Origin of the sequence: Streptomyces sp. NPDC057136 (assembly GCF_042670885.1) — a bacterium.
Taxonomy (GTDB): domain Bacteria; phylum Actinomycetota; class Actinomycetes; order Streptomycetales; family Streptomycetaceae; genus Streptomyces.
Window position 1 is genome coordinate 1 of the sequence record NZ_JBHUUV010000031.1, and the last position, 13,748, is coordinate 13,748.

The 13,748-nt window shown below is 71.8% G+C and carries 12 protein-coding genes and 1 pseudogene; 9 read left to right on the forward strand and 4 right to left on the reverse strand.

Annotation, left to right across the window (positions count from 1 at the left end; genetic code table 11):
- Window positions 1-679 (forward strand): annotated as a pseudogene (locus ACFT7S_RS29080) (hypothetical protein); the annotation flags it as partial.
- Window positions 676-1,440, forward strand: coding sequence for a hypothetical protein (locus ACFT7S_RS29085; protein ID WP_382736915.1), 765 nt, complete (start codon window positions 676-678; stop codon window positions 1,438-1,440). The pseudogene ACFT7S_RS29080 and the gene ACFT7S_RS29085, both read left to right, overlap by 4 nt.
- 60 nt (window positions 1,441-1,500) lie before the next feature.
- Here the strand turns inward: ACFT7S_RS29085 and ACFT7S_RS29090 are convergent, their stop codons facing one another.
- A complete protein-coding gene (locus tag ACFT7S_RS29090) occupies window positions 1,501-2,778 on the reverse strand; it encodes a DUF1015 family protein (RefSeq protein ID WP_382736917.1) in 1,278 nt (425 codons plus the stop codon).
- Between the two features lie 71 nt (window positions 2,779-2,849).
- On the opposite strand from ACFT7S_RS29090, the gene ACFT7S_RS29095 reads away from it, so the two are divergent.
- Together ACFT7S_RS29095 and ACFT7S_RS29100 are read left to right on the forward strand one after the other, a co-directional pair.
- A complete protein-coding gene (locus ACFT7S_RS29095) occupies window positions 2,850-3,878 on the forward strand; it encodes an HAD hydrolase-like protein (RefSeq protein ID WP_382736919.1) in 1,029 nt (342 codons plus the stop codon).
- Window positions 3,879-4,030: 152 nt separating this feature from the next.
- On the forward strand, window positions 4,031-4,834 hold the full coding sequence (locus ACFT7S_RS29100; protein WP_382736921.1) for an ABC transporter ATP-binding protein: 804 nt from the start codon (window positions 4,031-4,033) through the stop codon (window positions 4,832-4,834).
- A gap of 9 nt (window positions 4,835-4,843) precedes the next feature.
- Here ACFT7S_RS29100 and ACFT7S_RS29105 read toward each other — a convergent pair whose 3' ends face one another.
- Window positions 4,844-5,191: an SCP2 sterol-binding domain-containing protein gene (locus tag ACFT7S_RS29105; RefSeq protein WP_382736923.1), complete on the reverse strand. Its 348-nt coding sequence runs from the start codon at window positions 5,189-5,191 to the stop codon at window positions 4,844-4,846.
- Window positions 5,192-5,235: 44 nt separating this feature from the next.
- On the opposite strand from ACFT7S_RS29105, the gene ACFT7S_RS29110 reads away from it, so the two are divergent.
- The 5 genes from ACFT7S_RS29110 (at window position 5,236) to ACFT7S_RS29130 (ending at window position 10,507) form a co-directional block, all read left to right on the forward strand.
- Complete coding sequence (locus tag ACFT7S_RS29110; protein WP_382736925.1) at window positions 5,236-5,538, forward strand: hypothetical protein; 303 nt, start codon at window positions 5,236-5,238, stop codon at window positions 5,536-5,538.
- A 7-nt stretch (window positions 5,539-5,545) separates the two neighbouring features.
- Window positions 5,546-6,361, forward strand: coding sequence for a TlyA family RNA methyltransferase (locus ACFT7S_RS29115; RefSeq protein WP_382736927.1), 816 nt, complete (start codon window positions 5,546-5,548; stop codon window positions 6,359-6,361).
- The gene (locus ACFT7S_RS29120) at window positions 6,358-7,263 is read left to right on the forward strand and encodes an NAD kinase (protein ID WP_382736929.1); all 906 of its coding nucleotides are present in this window, start codon (window positions 6,358-6,360) and stop codon (window positions 7,261-7,263) included. The genes ACFT7S_RS29115 and ACFT7S_RS29120 overlap by 4 nt, the downstream gene beginning before the upstream one ends.
- 96 nt (window positions 7,264-7,359) lie before the next feature.
- A complete protein-coding gene (gene recN / locus ACFT7S_RS29125) occupies window positions 7,360-9,105 on the forward strand; it encodes a DNA repair protein RecN (protein ID WP_382736931.1) in 1,746 nt (581 codons plus the stop codon).
- A 307-nt stretch (window positions 9,106-9,412) separates the two neighbouring features.
- Window positions 9,413-10,507 (forward strand): glycosyltransferase family 4 protein, encoded by a 1,095-nt coding sequence (locus ACFT7S_RS29130; protein WP_382736932.1) that lies wholly within the window; start codon window positions 9,413-9,415, stop codon window positions 10,505-10,507.
- Between the two features lie 21 nt (window positions 10,508-10,528).
- Here ACFT7S_RS29130 and ACFT7S_RS29135 read toward each other — a convergent pair whose 3' ends face one another.
- Together ACFT7S_RS29135 and ACFT7S_RS29140 are read right to left on the reverse strand one after the other, a co-directional pair.
- Window positions 10,529-12,154: a PucR family transcriptional regulator gene (locus ACFT7S_RS29135; protein WP_382737056.1), complete on the reverse strand. Its 1,626-nt coding sequence runs from the start codon at window positions 12,152-12,154 to the stop codon at window positions 10,529-10,531.
- 182 nt (window positions 12,155-12,336) lie between these two features.
- Entirely contained in the window at window positions 12,337-13,728 is a 1,392-nt protein-coding gene (locus ACFT7S_RS29140) for an FAD-binding oxidoreductase (protein ID WP_382736934.1), read from the reverse strand.
- Window positions 13,729-13,748: the final 20 nt, after the last annotated feature.

The following is a 13,748-nucleotide window of genomic DNA, read 5'->3' on the forward strand; positions in this document are numbered from 1 at the left end:
TTCCGTCGTGATGAGCGTGCTCCGCGTCGTGATGACGATCGTGGTGGCCGTCCGAGCGGTGGTTTCGAGCGTCGTGACGACCGGCCGCGTGGCCCCCGTCGCGATGACGACCGCCCCAGCAGCGGCTTCCGTCGTGATGACAGCCGGCCCACCGGTGGTGGCTCTGGTGGTGGTTTCCGTCGCGATGACAGCCGTGGTGGTGGCAGTTCGGGTGGCGGTTTCCGTCGGGACGACCGTGCCCCGCGTCGTGATGACAGCCGGCCCACCGGTGGTAGTTCCGGTGGTGGTTTCCGTCGGGACGACAGCCGTGGTGGCGGTAGTTCCGGTGGTGGTTTCCGTCGTGATGAGCGTGCTCCGCGTCGTGATGACGATCGTGGTGGCCGTCCGAGCGGTGGTTTCGAGCGTCGTGACGACCGGCCGCGTGGCCCCCGTCGCGATGACGACCGCCCCAGCAGCGGCTTCCGCCGTGACGACAACCGTGGTGGCGGCAGCGACCGCGGACCGCGTCGTGACGACGACCGTGGTGGATACCGCGGTGGTCAGCGCGACGACCGCGGTGGCCGGTCCGGTGGTTTCGAGCGTCGTGACGACCGGGATCGCGAGCCGATCAAGCGGCTCCCCATTCCTGACGACGTCACCGGTCACGAGATCGACAAGGACGTTCGCCAGGAGCTCATGAGCCTGCCGAAGACGCTTGCCGAGGACGTCGCACGCAACCTCGTCATGGTCGCCAACCTGCTCGACGAGGACCCCGAGCAGGCATACGCGTACTCGCGCATCGCGCTGCGGCTGGCGTCGCGTGTGGCCGCCGTGCGTGAGGCCGCCGGCTTCGCCGCGTACGCCACGCAGAAGTACGCCGAGGCGCTGGCCGAGTTCCGGGCGTCCCGTCGGATGACCGGGTCCGTGGAGCTGTGGCCCGTTATGGCCGACTGCGAGCGTGGCCTCGGTCGCCCCGAGCGGGCGATGGCCATGGCCGGCGAGCCCGAGGTGCAGAAGCTCGACAAGGCCGGACAGGTCGAGATGCGTCTGGTGGCTGCCGGAGCCCGCAGGGACATGGGGCAGATCGATGCCGCCATCGTCACGCTGCAGGGCCCCGAGCTGGCGTCGAGCGCCGTGCACTCGTGGACTCCGCGACTGCGTTACGCGTATGCGGACGCGCTGCTCGAGGCAGGTCGTGAGGATGAGGCGCGCGAGTGGTTCGGCAAGGCGCTGGAGGCCGACAAGGACGGTTCGACCGACGCGTCGGACCGGCTGGCCGAGCTCGACGGCGTCGAGTTCGTCGACGCTCTCGGTGAGGGCGACGACCACGAGGCCGTCGAGGTCGTGGAAGTCGAGGCTGCGGGTGACGAGCTCGACGACGAGGACGACGAGGACGAGGAGGACGAGGAGGACGAGGACGACGACGAGGACTCGGACTCGGACGAGGCCCCGAAGGCGTAAGCGGTAGTGAAGAGGGCGGCACCCCGGAAGGGGTGCCGCCCTCTTCTGTTTTTGGCCCCGTCAGTCGAGGTCGAGGCTGCGCAGCACGATGCCGGTGGCCGGCTTGGGGCCGAACGAGGTCGACTTGCGCGGCATAGTGACGCCCTGCCTGGCCAGGTCGCGGACGACCTCTTCCCGTACCGGATGGAGCAGTACCGCCGTGGCGTTGTGGCGTTCGGCCTGTTCGACGGCGGCGGCGGTGTCGTGGATATACGCGATGTGTTCCGGGGCGTCGGGGATCTGCCAGACATGGTCGAGAAGCGTGGAGTGCAGGACCGTCGCGTCAAGCGTCTGCCAGGCCTCCGGGCGGTCGGCCGGGACCGTACGGGCCAGGAGTGCCTTGTCCGGGCGGTCGACCAGATGGAAGCGGCCGTCGCCCGCGAGCAGGAACGCGTTGCCTTCGGTCTTGGCCTCGGCGAGGGCGTCGAGCGCGTGAGGGAGCGGTCCCTCGACGTCCCGGACGCGGAACAGGCCGTTCAGGGCGGCGAGCGCGTCGGCCACCGGGAGTTTGTGCAGCAGCCTGTGAATGGCGCGGACCTGGAGCGGGTAGCGGGCCGTGTCGACGAGAAGGACCAGGCCGAAGTCCCAGGGGCCGGGACGGGTCTGTTCCTGCTGGAGCCTGAGATACGTGGCCCATCGGTGGTGACCGTCGGCGATCAGTGCCTGGTAACGGGAGAGATCCGACTCGATCTCGCCCCTCTCCACAGGGTCCGTGACGGCCCACAGGCGGTGGCTGAAGCCGTCCTCTGTCGTGGTGGCCAGGAGCGGTGGGCGCGCCACCATCCGTTCGATCACGGCAGTCGTGCCGGTGCGCCGCCCGTCGCTCCGGTACGTGAGCAGCAGCGGTTCCAGATGGGCCGCCGTCGTACGCATCAGGTCGGCCCGGTCCTCGACGACATGGGCCATGACGTCCTCGTGCGGGAGCACGATGCCGTCGGCGGCGGGCGAGAGCGCCAGGGCGCCGATCAGACCGCGTTGCAGGATCTCGCTGTTGCGCTGCTCGTAGACGTACAGCGCGGGGGCCGGGTCCGGCGCGAGCACGCCCTCCGCGAGCCAGTCGCCGAGCGTCGCGGCGGCCTGCTCATGGCGGGCCGTGGCCGTGTCGGCCTGCGGCAGGATCAGCCGCACGATGTTGTGCGGGTCCGCGGACTCCAGGTGGTGGAGACCGTCGGGCCTGACGACGACGTCGTACGGCGGTGAGGTCACCGCGGCAAGGCTGCCCACCCGCTCGGGGACGTAACGAAGTCCACGGAACGGGATCAGACGCAGCCCCTGTTCGGCGGGACCTGATGTGTTCATTTCTGCATCGTATGTGCGCTCCGCACATGCGCGATGATCGGGGGAGAGGCATGAATGAGGAGCGTAGGTATATGAGCCAGCAGTACAGGTCCCGACCGCTCGGAAGCAGTGCGGCGCTGAACGAGGCGTACGACACGGCCCTGCTCGATCTCGACGGGGTGGTGTACGCGGGCGGCCACGCCATCGTCCATGCCGTCGACTCACTGAGCACCGCTCGGGACGGTGGGATGCATCTCGCCTATGTGACGAACAACGCGCTGCGGACGCCGGACGCGGTGGCCGAGCATCTGACCGAACTGGGTGTGCCCGCCGAGGCCGCCGATGTGATCACTTCCGCACAGGCGGTCGCCCGGCTGATGGCGGATCAGCTGCCGTCCGGGGCACGGGTGCTGGTGATCGGCGGGGAAGGGCTGCGGGTTGCGCTGCGCGAGCGCGGTCTGGTGCCCGTGGAGTCGGCGGACGACGAGCCGGTGGCGGTGGCACAGGGGTACGGAGGCCCGGACATGCCCTGGGGGCGTCTGGCCGAGGCGAGTTACGCGGTCGCGCGCGGGCTGCCATGGTTCGCGTCCAACACCGACCTGACGATCCCGAGTGCCCGTGGCATCGCGCCCGGCAATGGCGCCGCGGTGGAGGTCGTACGGATCGCGACGGGCGCCGAGCCGCAGGTCGCGGGGAAGCCGTTGCCGCCGATGCACCGCGAGACCGTGCTGCGGACCGGGGCCGAGCGGCCGTTGGTCGTGGGGGACCGGCTGGACACGGACATCGAGGGGGCGTTCAACGGGGGCGTCGACTCGCTCCTCGTTCTCACCGGGGTGACGGACACCGCTCAGCTCCTGGCCGCCGAGCCGCGGTACCGGCCGACGTATGTGGACCGGGATCTGCGCGGACTGCTCACCGGGCAGCCCGAGGTGGCGGCGGAGGGCGACGCGGTGCGCTGCGGTGGCTGGAGTGCCTCCGTGCGCGGGGACGAGCTGGTACTGGAGGGCGAGGGCGACGAACTCGACGGGCTGCGGGCGCTCTGCGGGGCGGCCTGGACGTACGCCGGCGAGGGATCGTGCGGCCTGGACGCGGGGAAGGTGCTCGCGAGGCTGGGGCTGTAGGGGCGTAGGGCTGCAGTAGGGCCCGTGACCGGGGGGAGCCCACAGGGTAGGAGGGTAGGCTAACCTAACTTTTCGTTGGTCGACATGGCTCCCGCCCGGCCACGGGGCCGGTCGCCCCGCACATGACGCCCACCAACTCCGGGAGTACGACCATGCAGCGCCTCACCGCAGACTCGGTGACCCTCGGCTACGACCAGCGGGTCATCGCCGAGGACCTCTCGGTCGAGATACCCGACAACTCCTTCACGGTGATCGTCGGCCCCAACGCCTGCGGGAAGTCGACCCTGCTGCGCGCGCTGTCCCGGATGCTGAAGCCGAGTCGGGGGCAGGTCCTCCTGGACGGGCAGTCCATCCACGCGATGCCCGCCAAGAAGGTCGCGAAGCTGCTCGGGCTGCTGCCCCAGACCTCGATCGCACCGGACGGCATCACCGTCTCCGACCTCGTCGGGCGCGGTCGCTACCCGCACCAGGGTCTGCTGCGGCAGTGGTCGCCCGAGGACGAGCGCGTCGTCGTGGAGTCCATGGAGTCCACGGGCGTCGGTGAGCTGGCCGGTCGCTATGTCGACGAATTGTCCGGCGGGCAGCGTCAGCGTGTCTGGATCGCGATGGCGCTCGCCCAGCAGACCCCGCTGCTGCTGCTGGACGAGCCGACGACGTACCTCGACATCCAGCACCAGATCGACGTGCTCGACCTGTGCGCGGAACTGCACGAGACCCGAGGGCGCACGCTCGTCGCGGTCCTGCACGACCTGAACCATGCCGCGCGGTACGCCACTCACCTCATCGCGATGCGCGGGGGCCGGATCGTCGCCGAGGGGCCGCCCGCCGAGATCGTCACGGCGGAACTCGTCGAGGAGGTTTTCGGGATGCGCTGCCAGGTCATCGACGACCCCGAGACGGGCACACCCCTGGTGGTCCCGGCCGCGCGGAAGGCACGGGCGGAGCTCAAGGCCTGAGCGGGCGTCCTACAGCAGTGATCTGAGCTTCAGGAGGTCCCGGAAGCCGGCCTCCAGACGGACCCGGCCCGAGCCCCACGCCTTCGCGAAGTTCAGCTCGCCGTCCACCATGGCCACCAGATCGTCGCCTGTCATCGCCAAGCGGATCTGGGCCTTCTCCCGGGGTGGCCCCTCGACCGTGTCGTGAACCTGGATCCGGCCATCCTTCAGCCGTCCGGTGAAGGTCACATCGAGATCCTTGATGTGACAGCTCAGTGACCGGTCGAGGTCGGCGGCGGAGCGCACGTCTCCCTCGGCCCCGGTGAGGTTGTCGGAAAGTCTGTCGAGTGCGCTGCGGCACTCCGCCATGGTCGCCATATCGCCGTCGACGCTACCTCAGCCCTTCGAGGTAGCGTTCCGGCATGAGCGACGACTGGATGCCGGGCCCGGAGACGGCTCCCGGGAGCACTCCCGAGGAACCGGAACCGGCTGCCCCGCCCTCTTTCGAGCCCGCGGCGCCCACACCCCTGGGCGTCGTGCGCACCCCCACGGGGAACGCCGAGGTGGACGCGCGGCTGGAGCGTCTGGCCGACGCGGACCACCTCACGGCGGACGGGCACACCGAGGTGTACGAGGATGTACACCGTGGGCTGCGCGACGCGCTGACCGCACTGGACGCCCGGCCCGCACCCGCGCCGATGGCCCCGTACAACAACAGGAGCTGAACCGAACGTGGCAGGAGTGGCACGTCGCCGCCTCGACGCCGAGCTGGTACGCCGTAGTCTCGCCCGCTCTCGCGAGCACGCGAGCCAGCTGATCGCAGCGGGGCGGGTGACCGTCGGCGGCAACACCGCGACCAAACCCGCCACCCAGGTCGAGACCAGCGCCGCGGTCGTCGTCACGAAGGACGACAGCGATCCGGAGTACGTCTCGCGCGGCGGACACAAACTGGCCGGCGCCCTCGCCGCCTTCGTACCCCTGGGGCTGACGGTGGAGGGGCGGCGGGCACTGGATGCCGGGGCGTCGACCGGTGGCTTCACCGACGTACTGCTGCGGGCCGGAGCCGACCAGGTCGTCGCCGTCGACGTCGGCTACGGACAGCTCGCCTGGTCGTTGCAGTCCGATGAACGCGTCATCGTCAAGGACCGTACCAACGTACGCGAACTGACGTTGGAACAGATCGAAGGGACGCCGGTCGACCTGGTGGTCGGCGATCTGTCGTTCATCCCGCTGGGACTCGTGCTGCCCGCTCTCGCGCGCTGCGCGGCTCCCGACGCGGACCTGGTCCTCATGGTCAAGCCGCAGTTCGAGGTGGGCAAGGAACGGCTCGGTAGCGGTGGGGTGGTCCGCAGCCCCGAACTGCGGGCCGAGGCGGTACGGGAGGTGGCGCGCCGGGCCGGTCTGCTGGGCCTGGGGGTGCGCGGTGTGACGGCAAGTCCGCTGCCCGGCCCCTCGGGGAATGTCGAGTACTTTCTGTGGCTGCGGGCCGGAGCACCTGAGCTCGATCCCGCGGATGTCGACCGTGCAGTGGCGGAGGGACCTCGTTGACGACGAATACGGCACGAACAGTATTTCTTCTCGCGCACACCGGCCGGCCGGCCGCGATCCGCAGCGCCGAACTCGTCGTGCAGGGGCTGCTGCGCAGCGGCCTCGGTGTGCGGGTGCTGGCCCATGAGGCGGCCGATCTGCCGCTGCCGCCGGCCGTCGAGATCGTCAGCGAGACCGGCCCCGCCGCGGTGGACGGCTGCGAACTGCTGGTCGTCCTCGGCGGGGACGGCACCCTGCTGCGCGGCGCCGAGATCTCCCGGGCCTCCGGGGTGCCGATGCTCGGCGTCAACCTCGGCCGGGTCGGCTTTCTCGCCGAGGCCGAGCGGGACGACCTGGACCAGGTGGTCGAGCGGGTCGTCACTCGCGCCTACCAGGTCGAGGAGCGCATGACGCTCGACGTCGTCGTGCACAGCAACGGCGACATCGTGCACACCGACTGGGCGCTCAACGAGGCGGCCGTGCAGAAGGTGTCGCCGGACCGGATGCTCGAAGTCGTCCTGGAGATCGACGGCCGGCCGGTCACCGGGTTCGGCTGCGACGGGATCGTCTGCGCGACCCCGACCGGTTCGACCGCGTACGCGTTCTCGGCGGGCGGACCCGTGGTCTGGCCGGAGGTCGAGGCCCTGCTGATGGTGCCGATCAGCGCCCACGCGCTGTTCGCCAAGCCGCTCGTGACCTCCCCGACCTCGGTGCTCGCCGTCGAGGTCCAGCCGCACACGCCGCACGGGGTGCTGTGGTGCGACGGGCGCAGGACCGTGGAGCTGCCCGCGGGCGCACGGGTCGAGGTCCGGCGCGGGGCGGTGCCCGTACGGCTGGCCCGGCTGCACCAGGCATCGTTCACGGACCGGCTCGTCGCCAAGTTCGCGCTGCCCGTTTCGGGGTGGCGGGGAGCGCCCCACTGATCGCCCGGATGCCCGGGATCGTGACCGTCCCGCGCACCGGATCGTGAACCGGGGACCGGGCCCCGTCGCATTCGGGGGTCCGGACCTCGTAAGGTCGTGTCCGTGTTGGAGGAGATGCGGATACGGTCGCTCGGAGTCATCGACGACGCGGTGGTGGAGCTGTCACCCGGTTTCACCGCGGTGACGGGCGAGACCGGCGCGGGCAAGACCATGGTCGTCACCAGCCTGGCGCTGCTGCTCGGCGGGCGCGCCGACCCCGCCCTTGTGCGGATCGGTGCCAAGGCCGCGGTCGTCGAGGGGCGGATCACGGTCGCCGATGGCGACGCGGCGGCGCTGCGTGCCGAGGAGGCCGGGGCCGAGCTCGACGACGGTGTGCTGCTCATCAGCCGTACCGTTTCGGCGGAGGGGCGTTCCCGCGCCCATCTCGGCGGCAGATCCGTGCCCGTCGGGGTGCTGGCCGAGCTCGCCGACGAACTCGTCGCCGTCCACGGCCAGACCGATCAGCAGGGGCTTCTGAAGCCCGCCCGCCAGCGCCAGGCCCTCGACCGCTACGCGGGCGACAACGTCGACGTGCCCCATGCCAAATACGCGTCCGCCTACCGCCGGCTGCGCACGGTCGCCACGGAGCTCGACGAGCTGACCACGCGTGCCCGCGAACGGGCCCAGGAAGCGGACCTGCTGCGCTTTGGTCTCAACGAGGTCGCCGCAGTCGAACCGCGGCCGGGCGAGGACATCGAACTGGCCGCCGAAGCGGAACGGCTCGGTCATGCCGACGCGCTCGCCTCCGCAGCGGCCCTCGCACACGGAGCCCTCGCGGGCAATCCGGAGGACCAGGAAGGTGTCGACGCGACGACCGTGGTCGCGGCGGCGGGCCGGTCCCTGGAGGCCGTACGGGCCCACGATCCGGCGCTGGCCGGGCTCGCGGACCGGATCGGTGAGATCTCCATCCTGCTGGCCGATGTGGCCGGGGAGCTGGCCGGGTACGCCGACCAGCTGGAATCCGATCCGCTGCGGCTCGCCGCGGTCGAGGAGCGGCGCGCGGCGCTCAGTACGCTCACCCGCAAATACGGCGAGGACATCGCCGCGGTGCTTGCCTGGGCCGAGGACGGAGTCGCCCGGCTCACCGAGCTGGAGGGCGACGACGACCGGATCGGCGAGCTGACGGCGGAACGCGACGCGCTGCGGGGCGAACTCTCCGGACTCGGGCAGGCGTTGACCGACGCGCGTACGGAGGCAGCGGAGCGTTTCGCCGAGGCCGTGACCGAGGAGCTGGCGTCGCTCGCGATGCCGCACGCCCGGGTCTCGTTCGAGATCAGGCAGACGGAGGCGCCGGACGAGGCATCCGGCATCGACATCGGCGGGCGGAGCGTCGTCTACGGTCCCTCCGGCGCCGACGAGGTCGAACTGCTGCTGGCGCCGCACCCCGGCGCCCAGCCCCGGCCGATCGCCAAGGGAGCCTCGGGTGGTGAGCTGTCCCGCGTGATGCTGGCCGTCGAGGTGGTGTTCGCGGGGTCCGCCCCCGTACCGACGTACCTCTTCGACGAGGTCGACGCGGGTGTCGGCGGCAAGGCCGCCGTCGAGGTCGGTCGGCGCCTCGCGAAGCTCGCGCGCTCCGCGCAGGTCGTGGTCGTGACCCATCTGCCCCAGGTGGCCGCGTTCGCGGACCGGCAGCTGCTGGTCGAGAAGACGGTCGACGGTTCCGTGACGAGGAGTGGCGTCACGGTCCTGGAGGGCGAGGACCGGGTCAGGGAGCTCTCGCGGATGCTCGCGGGCCAGGAGGACTCGGAGACCGCCCGCGCCCACGCCGAGGAGCTGCTGGCCTCGGCACGGGCGGACAGATAGTGCGGGTACCGGGGCCGGGCCGCGTCGGCCGACGCGCCCGGGTGGTCGTACGGGCCGGGGAGTCGTACGGTCCCGTGTGGTCGTACGGCCCCGGGGCAGGCGCCGACGGGCTGTCTGCCGGGTCCTGGCGCCGGTGTACGGGGCGGCAATAGTGGACCACCCGTCTCACCCGTTCGGGTGGGGCGGCCCGCCTCGTTGTCATCAGGCACACGGCAACAACGTACCGGCGGTCCCGGAACGTGCGTACGGACTGGCATCCTTGGCGCTGTACGTACCGTCGACTCGGTAGCCCCGGGAGCCATCCAACGTGTCACAGCTGCATACGGTCCAAGTCCTGGGCGGGGGCAGTGCGGGCAGCAGCGCGCATGTCAGCTCGCTGTCCGCGGGGCTCGTGGCCAGGGGCGTGCGGGTCACGGTCTGCGCGCCGGCCGAGCTGGACCGCGCCTACGACTTCCCCGCCACCGGAGCACATTTCGCGCCGGTGCCCAGGCGCAGTGATCCCTCCGCCGTCGCCGCGCTGCGTGCCGCCTGCGCGGACGCCGACGTCGTGCACGCCCATGGGCTGCATGCGGCGGTACGGGCCGGGCTCGCGCTCAGCGGGCGGCGCACCCCACTGGTCCTGACCTGGCACACCCGGTCCCATGCCGAGGGAGCCCGGCGCAGGCTGCTGCGTCTGGTGGAGCGAAGGGCCGCCCGTGCGGCGGCCGTTGTCCTCGGTACGTCGTCGGATCTGGTCGATCGTGCCCGCAGGTGCGGCGCGCGCGACGCCCGGCTCGCGCCGGTCGCGGTGCCGCTCGCCCGGTTCCCGCCTGTCGTGCACGACGGCAAGGCGAGGGCCGAACTGGGCGCGGTGGAGCGGCCGTTGCTGATGTCCGTGGGCAGTCTCGTGCCGGCCCACGGGTACGACACGCTGCTGGACGCCGCACGCATGTGGCGTGAACTCGACCCCGTACCCCTGCTGGTCATCGCGGGGGAGGGGCCGTGCAGGGCCGCCCTGCAGCGCCGGATCCGGGACGAGCAGCTGCCCGTCAGCCTCATCGGCTGCCGGGAGGATGTCGGTGAACTCCTCGCCGCCGCCGATCTGGCGATTCTGTCCAGCCGTTGGGAGGCCCGTTCGCTGCTGGCCCAGGAGGCGTTGCGGCTCGGCGTTCCGCTGGTCGCCACCGAGGTCGGCGGAGTACCCGAACTCGTGGGTGACGCCGCCGAACTGGTCCCGTACGGGAACGCCGAAGCGCTCGCCCGCGTGGTGAGCCGCCTGCTCGGCGACCCGGAGCAGCGGGAGCGGCTCGCGGCCGCGGGGCCCGTACAGGCCGCCGGCTGGCCGACCGAGGACGACACGATCGCGCAAGTGCTCGCCGTGTACGACGAGTTGGCGCAGCCGCAGCTGGTCCGCCCGCACTGAATCGCGGCCCGGGGCGGGTCGTTACGAGGCGTGGCGGCGGGCGCGCAGGGCCAGGCTCAGGGCCAGCACCGTCTGAGGATCGTCCAAATCGGTGCCGAGCAACTCACCGATACGGGCCAGCCTGTTGTAGAGCGTCTGCCGGTTCAGATGCAGTTCGCGGGCCGTCTCCGCCTTGCGGCCCGCATGGGCGAGATACGCCTCCAGGGTCGGCAGCAGCGCAGGCCGCGAGGTGCGGTCGTGGTCCCGCAGCGGGCCGATGGCCCGGTCCACGAAAGCCGCCAGATCCGGATGGTCCCGCAGCCGCCACAGCAGCAGATCGATGTCGAGGCGCCGGGCGTCGTACCACGGACGGTCGCTGAGCCCCTGCGCCGCGGCCGCCGTCTCCGCCGCGTGCCGCAGTCCCGCTCCGGCCGCCGCCCAGCCGCCCGCCACACCGACCACCACGACCGGCGGATGCGATCCGGCGCGCTCCAGGCCGGCGCGTGCCACGCCCGCCCGCAGGGCCGCCGCGACCCGGTCGGCCACCGCCGTGCGTTCGGTCTCCGAGCGCAGCCCCAGCAGCAGCGGAACCCTGCCCTCCACCGGCCGGACGCCGAGCAGCACGGGCACGCCGACCGACGACAGCTCCTCCAGGACCGCGCGGGCGAGCAGCGCCCAGTTGCCCGAGGGCGAGAGTTCGGGTGCCAGTCGCATCACCACGGGCAGCAGTGGAGCCTCGCCCGGCTTGAAGCCGAGGACTCTCGCCTGGGCAGGCGCGTCCTCGGCGGTGATCCGGCCCTCGGCGAGGTCGGTGAGGAAGTCCCCCCGGCCGCGTGCCGCCAGCTCCTCCTCCTGGCGCGCCTGCATCAGGACGACGGCGATGAGGCCTGCGGCCCGTTCGGCCGCCATCCGGTGCACCGGCACCAGCGGCCCGTCCACGGCCAGCAGCACCAGCCTGGCCCGCACCGACCCGGCCCCCGCGCCACCACCGGGCACGTCCACCAGCAAGGCACCGGTGGGCGGGGTCTCGCGGGCCGCCCGCCCGCCGCGCATCCCGTCCCAGACCTGGAGCGGGTCCGCGCTCCCCGGGCGGGCCGCGGTGCCCGCCGCGTACAGCAACTGGCCGTCGGCGGTCTCCAGAAAGACCGGGTTGGCGGTGAAGTCAGCCAGGATGCCGAGCACCTGCGGGACCCCGCCGCCGCCCAGCAGCGCGTGCGTGCAGCGTCTGTGCACTTCCTCGGCCTGCTGGAGCAGCGCGTAGTGCCCGTTGACGATCTCGGTGTGGACCTCCTCGGTCACCGCCACGAACGGCACCTCGCGGTGCAGCTGCACGAGCGGCAGCCCGGCCGCCCGCGCGGCGTCCACGATGGACGCCGGAAGCCGGCTGAAACGCGGCCCGAGCTCCACGACCAGAGCGGCTATCCCGCGGTCGGCGAGACGGCGGACGAAGGCCCGCTGCTCGGCGGGGCGGGTACCGAGCCCCAGGCCGGTGGTGAGCAGCAGTTCGCCGCCCTTGAGGAGCGAGGCGATGTTCGGCACCTCACCGGCGTGCACCCAGCGCACCGTACGGTTCAGCTTGTCCGCCCCGGCCACGACCTCCGGGAGCCCGCTGCGCAGCCCGGGGAGCTCCAGCGCGCGCTGGACGGTTATTCCGCCTTGGGTCTCCACTGACTGCGGCCTCACGCTTCCACTCGTTTCCGACGGGCTGTCGTCCTGACCAGGAAGTTACCGGGCGAATGGGGCCGTGAACATCGACGGGGCGGGTCCGCCCGGATGTGGGGCGCGCACCGGCTGGACAACTCGTCGCGTGCACGGGCGGTTTGCCCGCCGTTCTGTCGGCATGGCGTGCGTCACATCTGTGCGGCGGGCAGGATGTTGTGGTTGAGGCGGAACACGTTGTCGGGGTCGTACTGGGCCTTTACCGCGGCCAGCCGCGCGTAGTTCTCGGCGCCGACGCCCTCGACGACCCGGGCCGACCCCTCGTTCCCGATGAAGTTCAGATACACGGCGCCACCGGACCAGGGACGCATATCGGCGCGCACATCGCGTACCCACTGTGTGCCGCGCGCATCGTCCGACGGGTTCTCCCAGACGCCGAAGGGGTGGACCGCCCAGGGGGCGGAGCGCCACGGCAGTGGGTATCCGGAGGTGTTCCTGGACACCGCGCCGCCCATCGGGAACAGCACGTGCTGGGTCGCCGAGGGCATCGGCATGTCCGAGGCGCGGGCGCAGAAGACCTCCACCGCCTCGTCCGGGAGGCTGTCGAGATACTCGGCGGACCAGTAGTTCCGCATGCCCGGCGGGTCGTCCAGCATGCACTGGAGATCCGCATACGGCAGTTCGCCGACGACTTCCGCGCCGTGGCCGAGCGTGAGCAGCGGGGCCGCCACGGCGCGGGCCCGTTCCTCCGTTCCCGCGAAGGTGATCAGCGTCGCGCAGACCGTCGTGCCGACCAGGTGCTCCGGTACGAAGTCCTCCGGCGGCGCGGTGAAGTAGAGGCAGCCGCCGCCCGCCTCGTCCGGCGCCGACGCCATCACGTCGCGGAACGTTTCTACGACGCGGCGGCCGTTCTCGGGGCGGTGGAGCAGCATGACGATGCTCATCGCGGGCAGTTCGTGCAGCTCCAGGGTGAGGGAGGTGGCGACGCCGAAGTTGCCGCCGCCGCCGTGCAGGGCCCAGAACAGTTCGGGGTTCTCGTCGACACTCGCGTGCACCGTCCCGCCGTCCGCGGTGATCAGCTCGACGGCCAGCAGGTTGTCGCAGGCGAGGCCGAACTTCCGCTCGAGCCAGCCGGAGCCGCCGCCGAGAGTGAAGCCCCCGACGCCGGTGGTGGAGGCCCGGCCGCCGGTCGTCGCCAGGCCGTACGGCTGGGTGGCCCGGTCCAGGTCGCTCATGGTGGCGCCGCCGCCGACCCGCGCCGCCCGGGAAGCCGGGTCGACCGCCACCTCGTTCATGCGGCGCAGGTCGACGACGAGACCGCCTTCGCTCAACGCCATGCCGGCGACGCTGTGGCCGCCGCCGCGCACGGCGATCTCCAGGCCGTGCGCGCGGGCGAAGCGCACGGCGTGCGCCACATCGGCAGGGGACTCGCACTGGGCGATGACCGAGGGACGGCGGTCGATCATGCTGTTGAAGACGGTGCGCGCTTCGTCGTAGCCCGCGTCGGCGGGTGTGAGCGCGTCTCCCGCGAAATCCTCACGAAGGCCGGTGAGGTCGGCTTCGGCTGTGCTGCGGGGCGCCATCAAGGGCCCCCTTCCGGAGG

Excerpts from the sequence above, each read along its gene's own strand:
- ACFT7S_RS29085 (WP_382736915.1), top strand. The coding sequence starts at position 676 with ATGAGCCTGCCGAAGACGCTTGCCGAGGACGTCGCACGCAACCTCGTC.
- ACFT7S_RS29090 (WP_382736917.1), bottom strand. The coding sequence starts at position 2,778 with ATGAACACATCAGGTCCCGCCGAACAGGGGCTGCGTCTGATCCCGTTC.
- ACFT7S_RS29095 (WP_382736919.1), top strand. The coding sequence starts at position 2,850 with ATGAGCCAGCAGTACAGGTCCCGACCGCTCGGAAGCAGTGCGGCGCTG.
- ACFT7S_RS29100 (WP_382736921.1), top strand. The coding sequence starts at position 4,031 with ATGCAGCGCCTCACCGCAGACTCGGTGACCCTCGGCTACGACCAGCGG.
- ACFT7S_RS29105 (WP_382736923.1), bottom strand. The coding sequence starts at position 5,191 with ATGGCGACCATGGCGGAGTGCCGCAGCGCACTCGACAGACTTTCCGAC.
- ACFT7S_RS29110 (WP_382736925.1), top strand. The coding sequence starts at position 5,236 with ATGAGCGACGACTGGATGCCGGGCCCGGAGACGGCTCCCGGGAGCACT.
- ACFT7S_RS29140 (WP_382736934.1), bottom strand. The coding sequence starts at position 13,728 with ATGGCGCCCCGCAGCACAGCCGAAGCCGACCTCACCGGCCTTCGTGAG.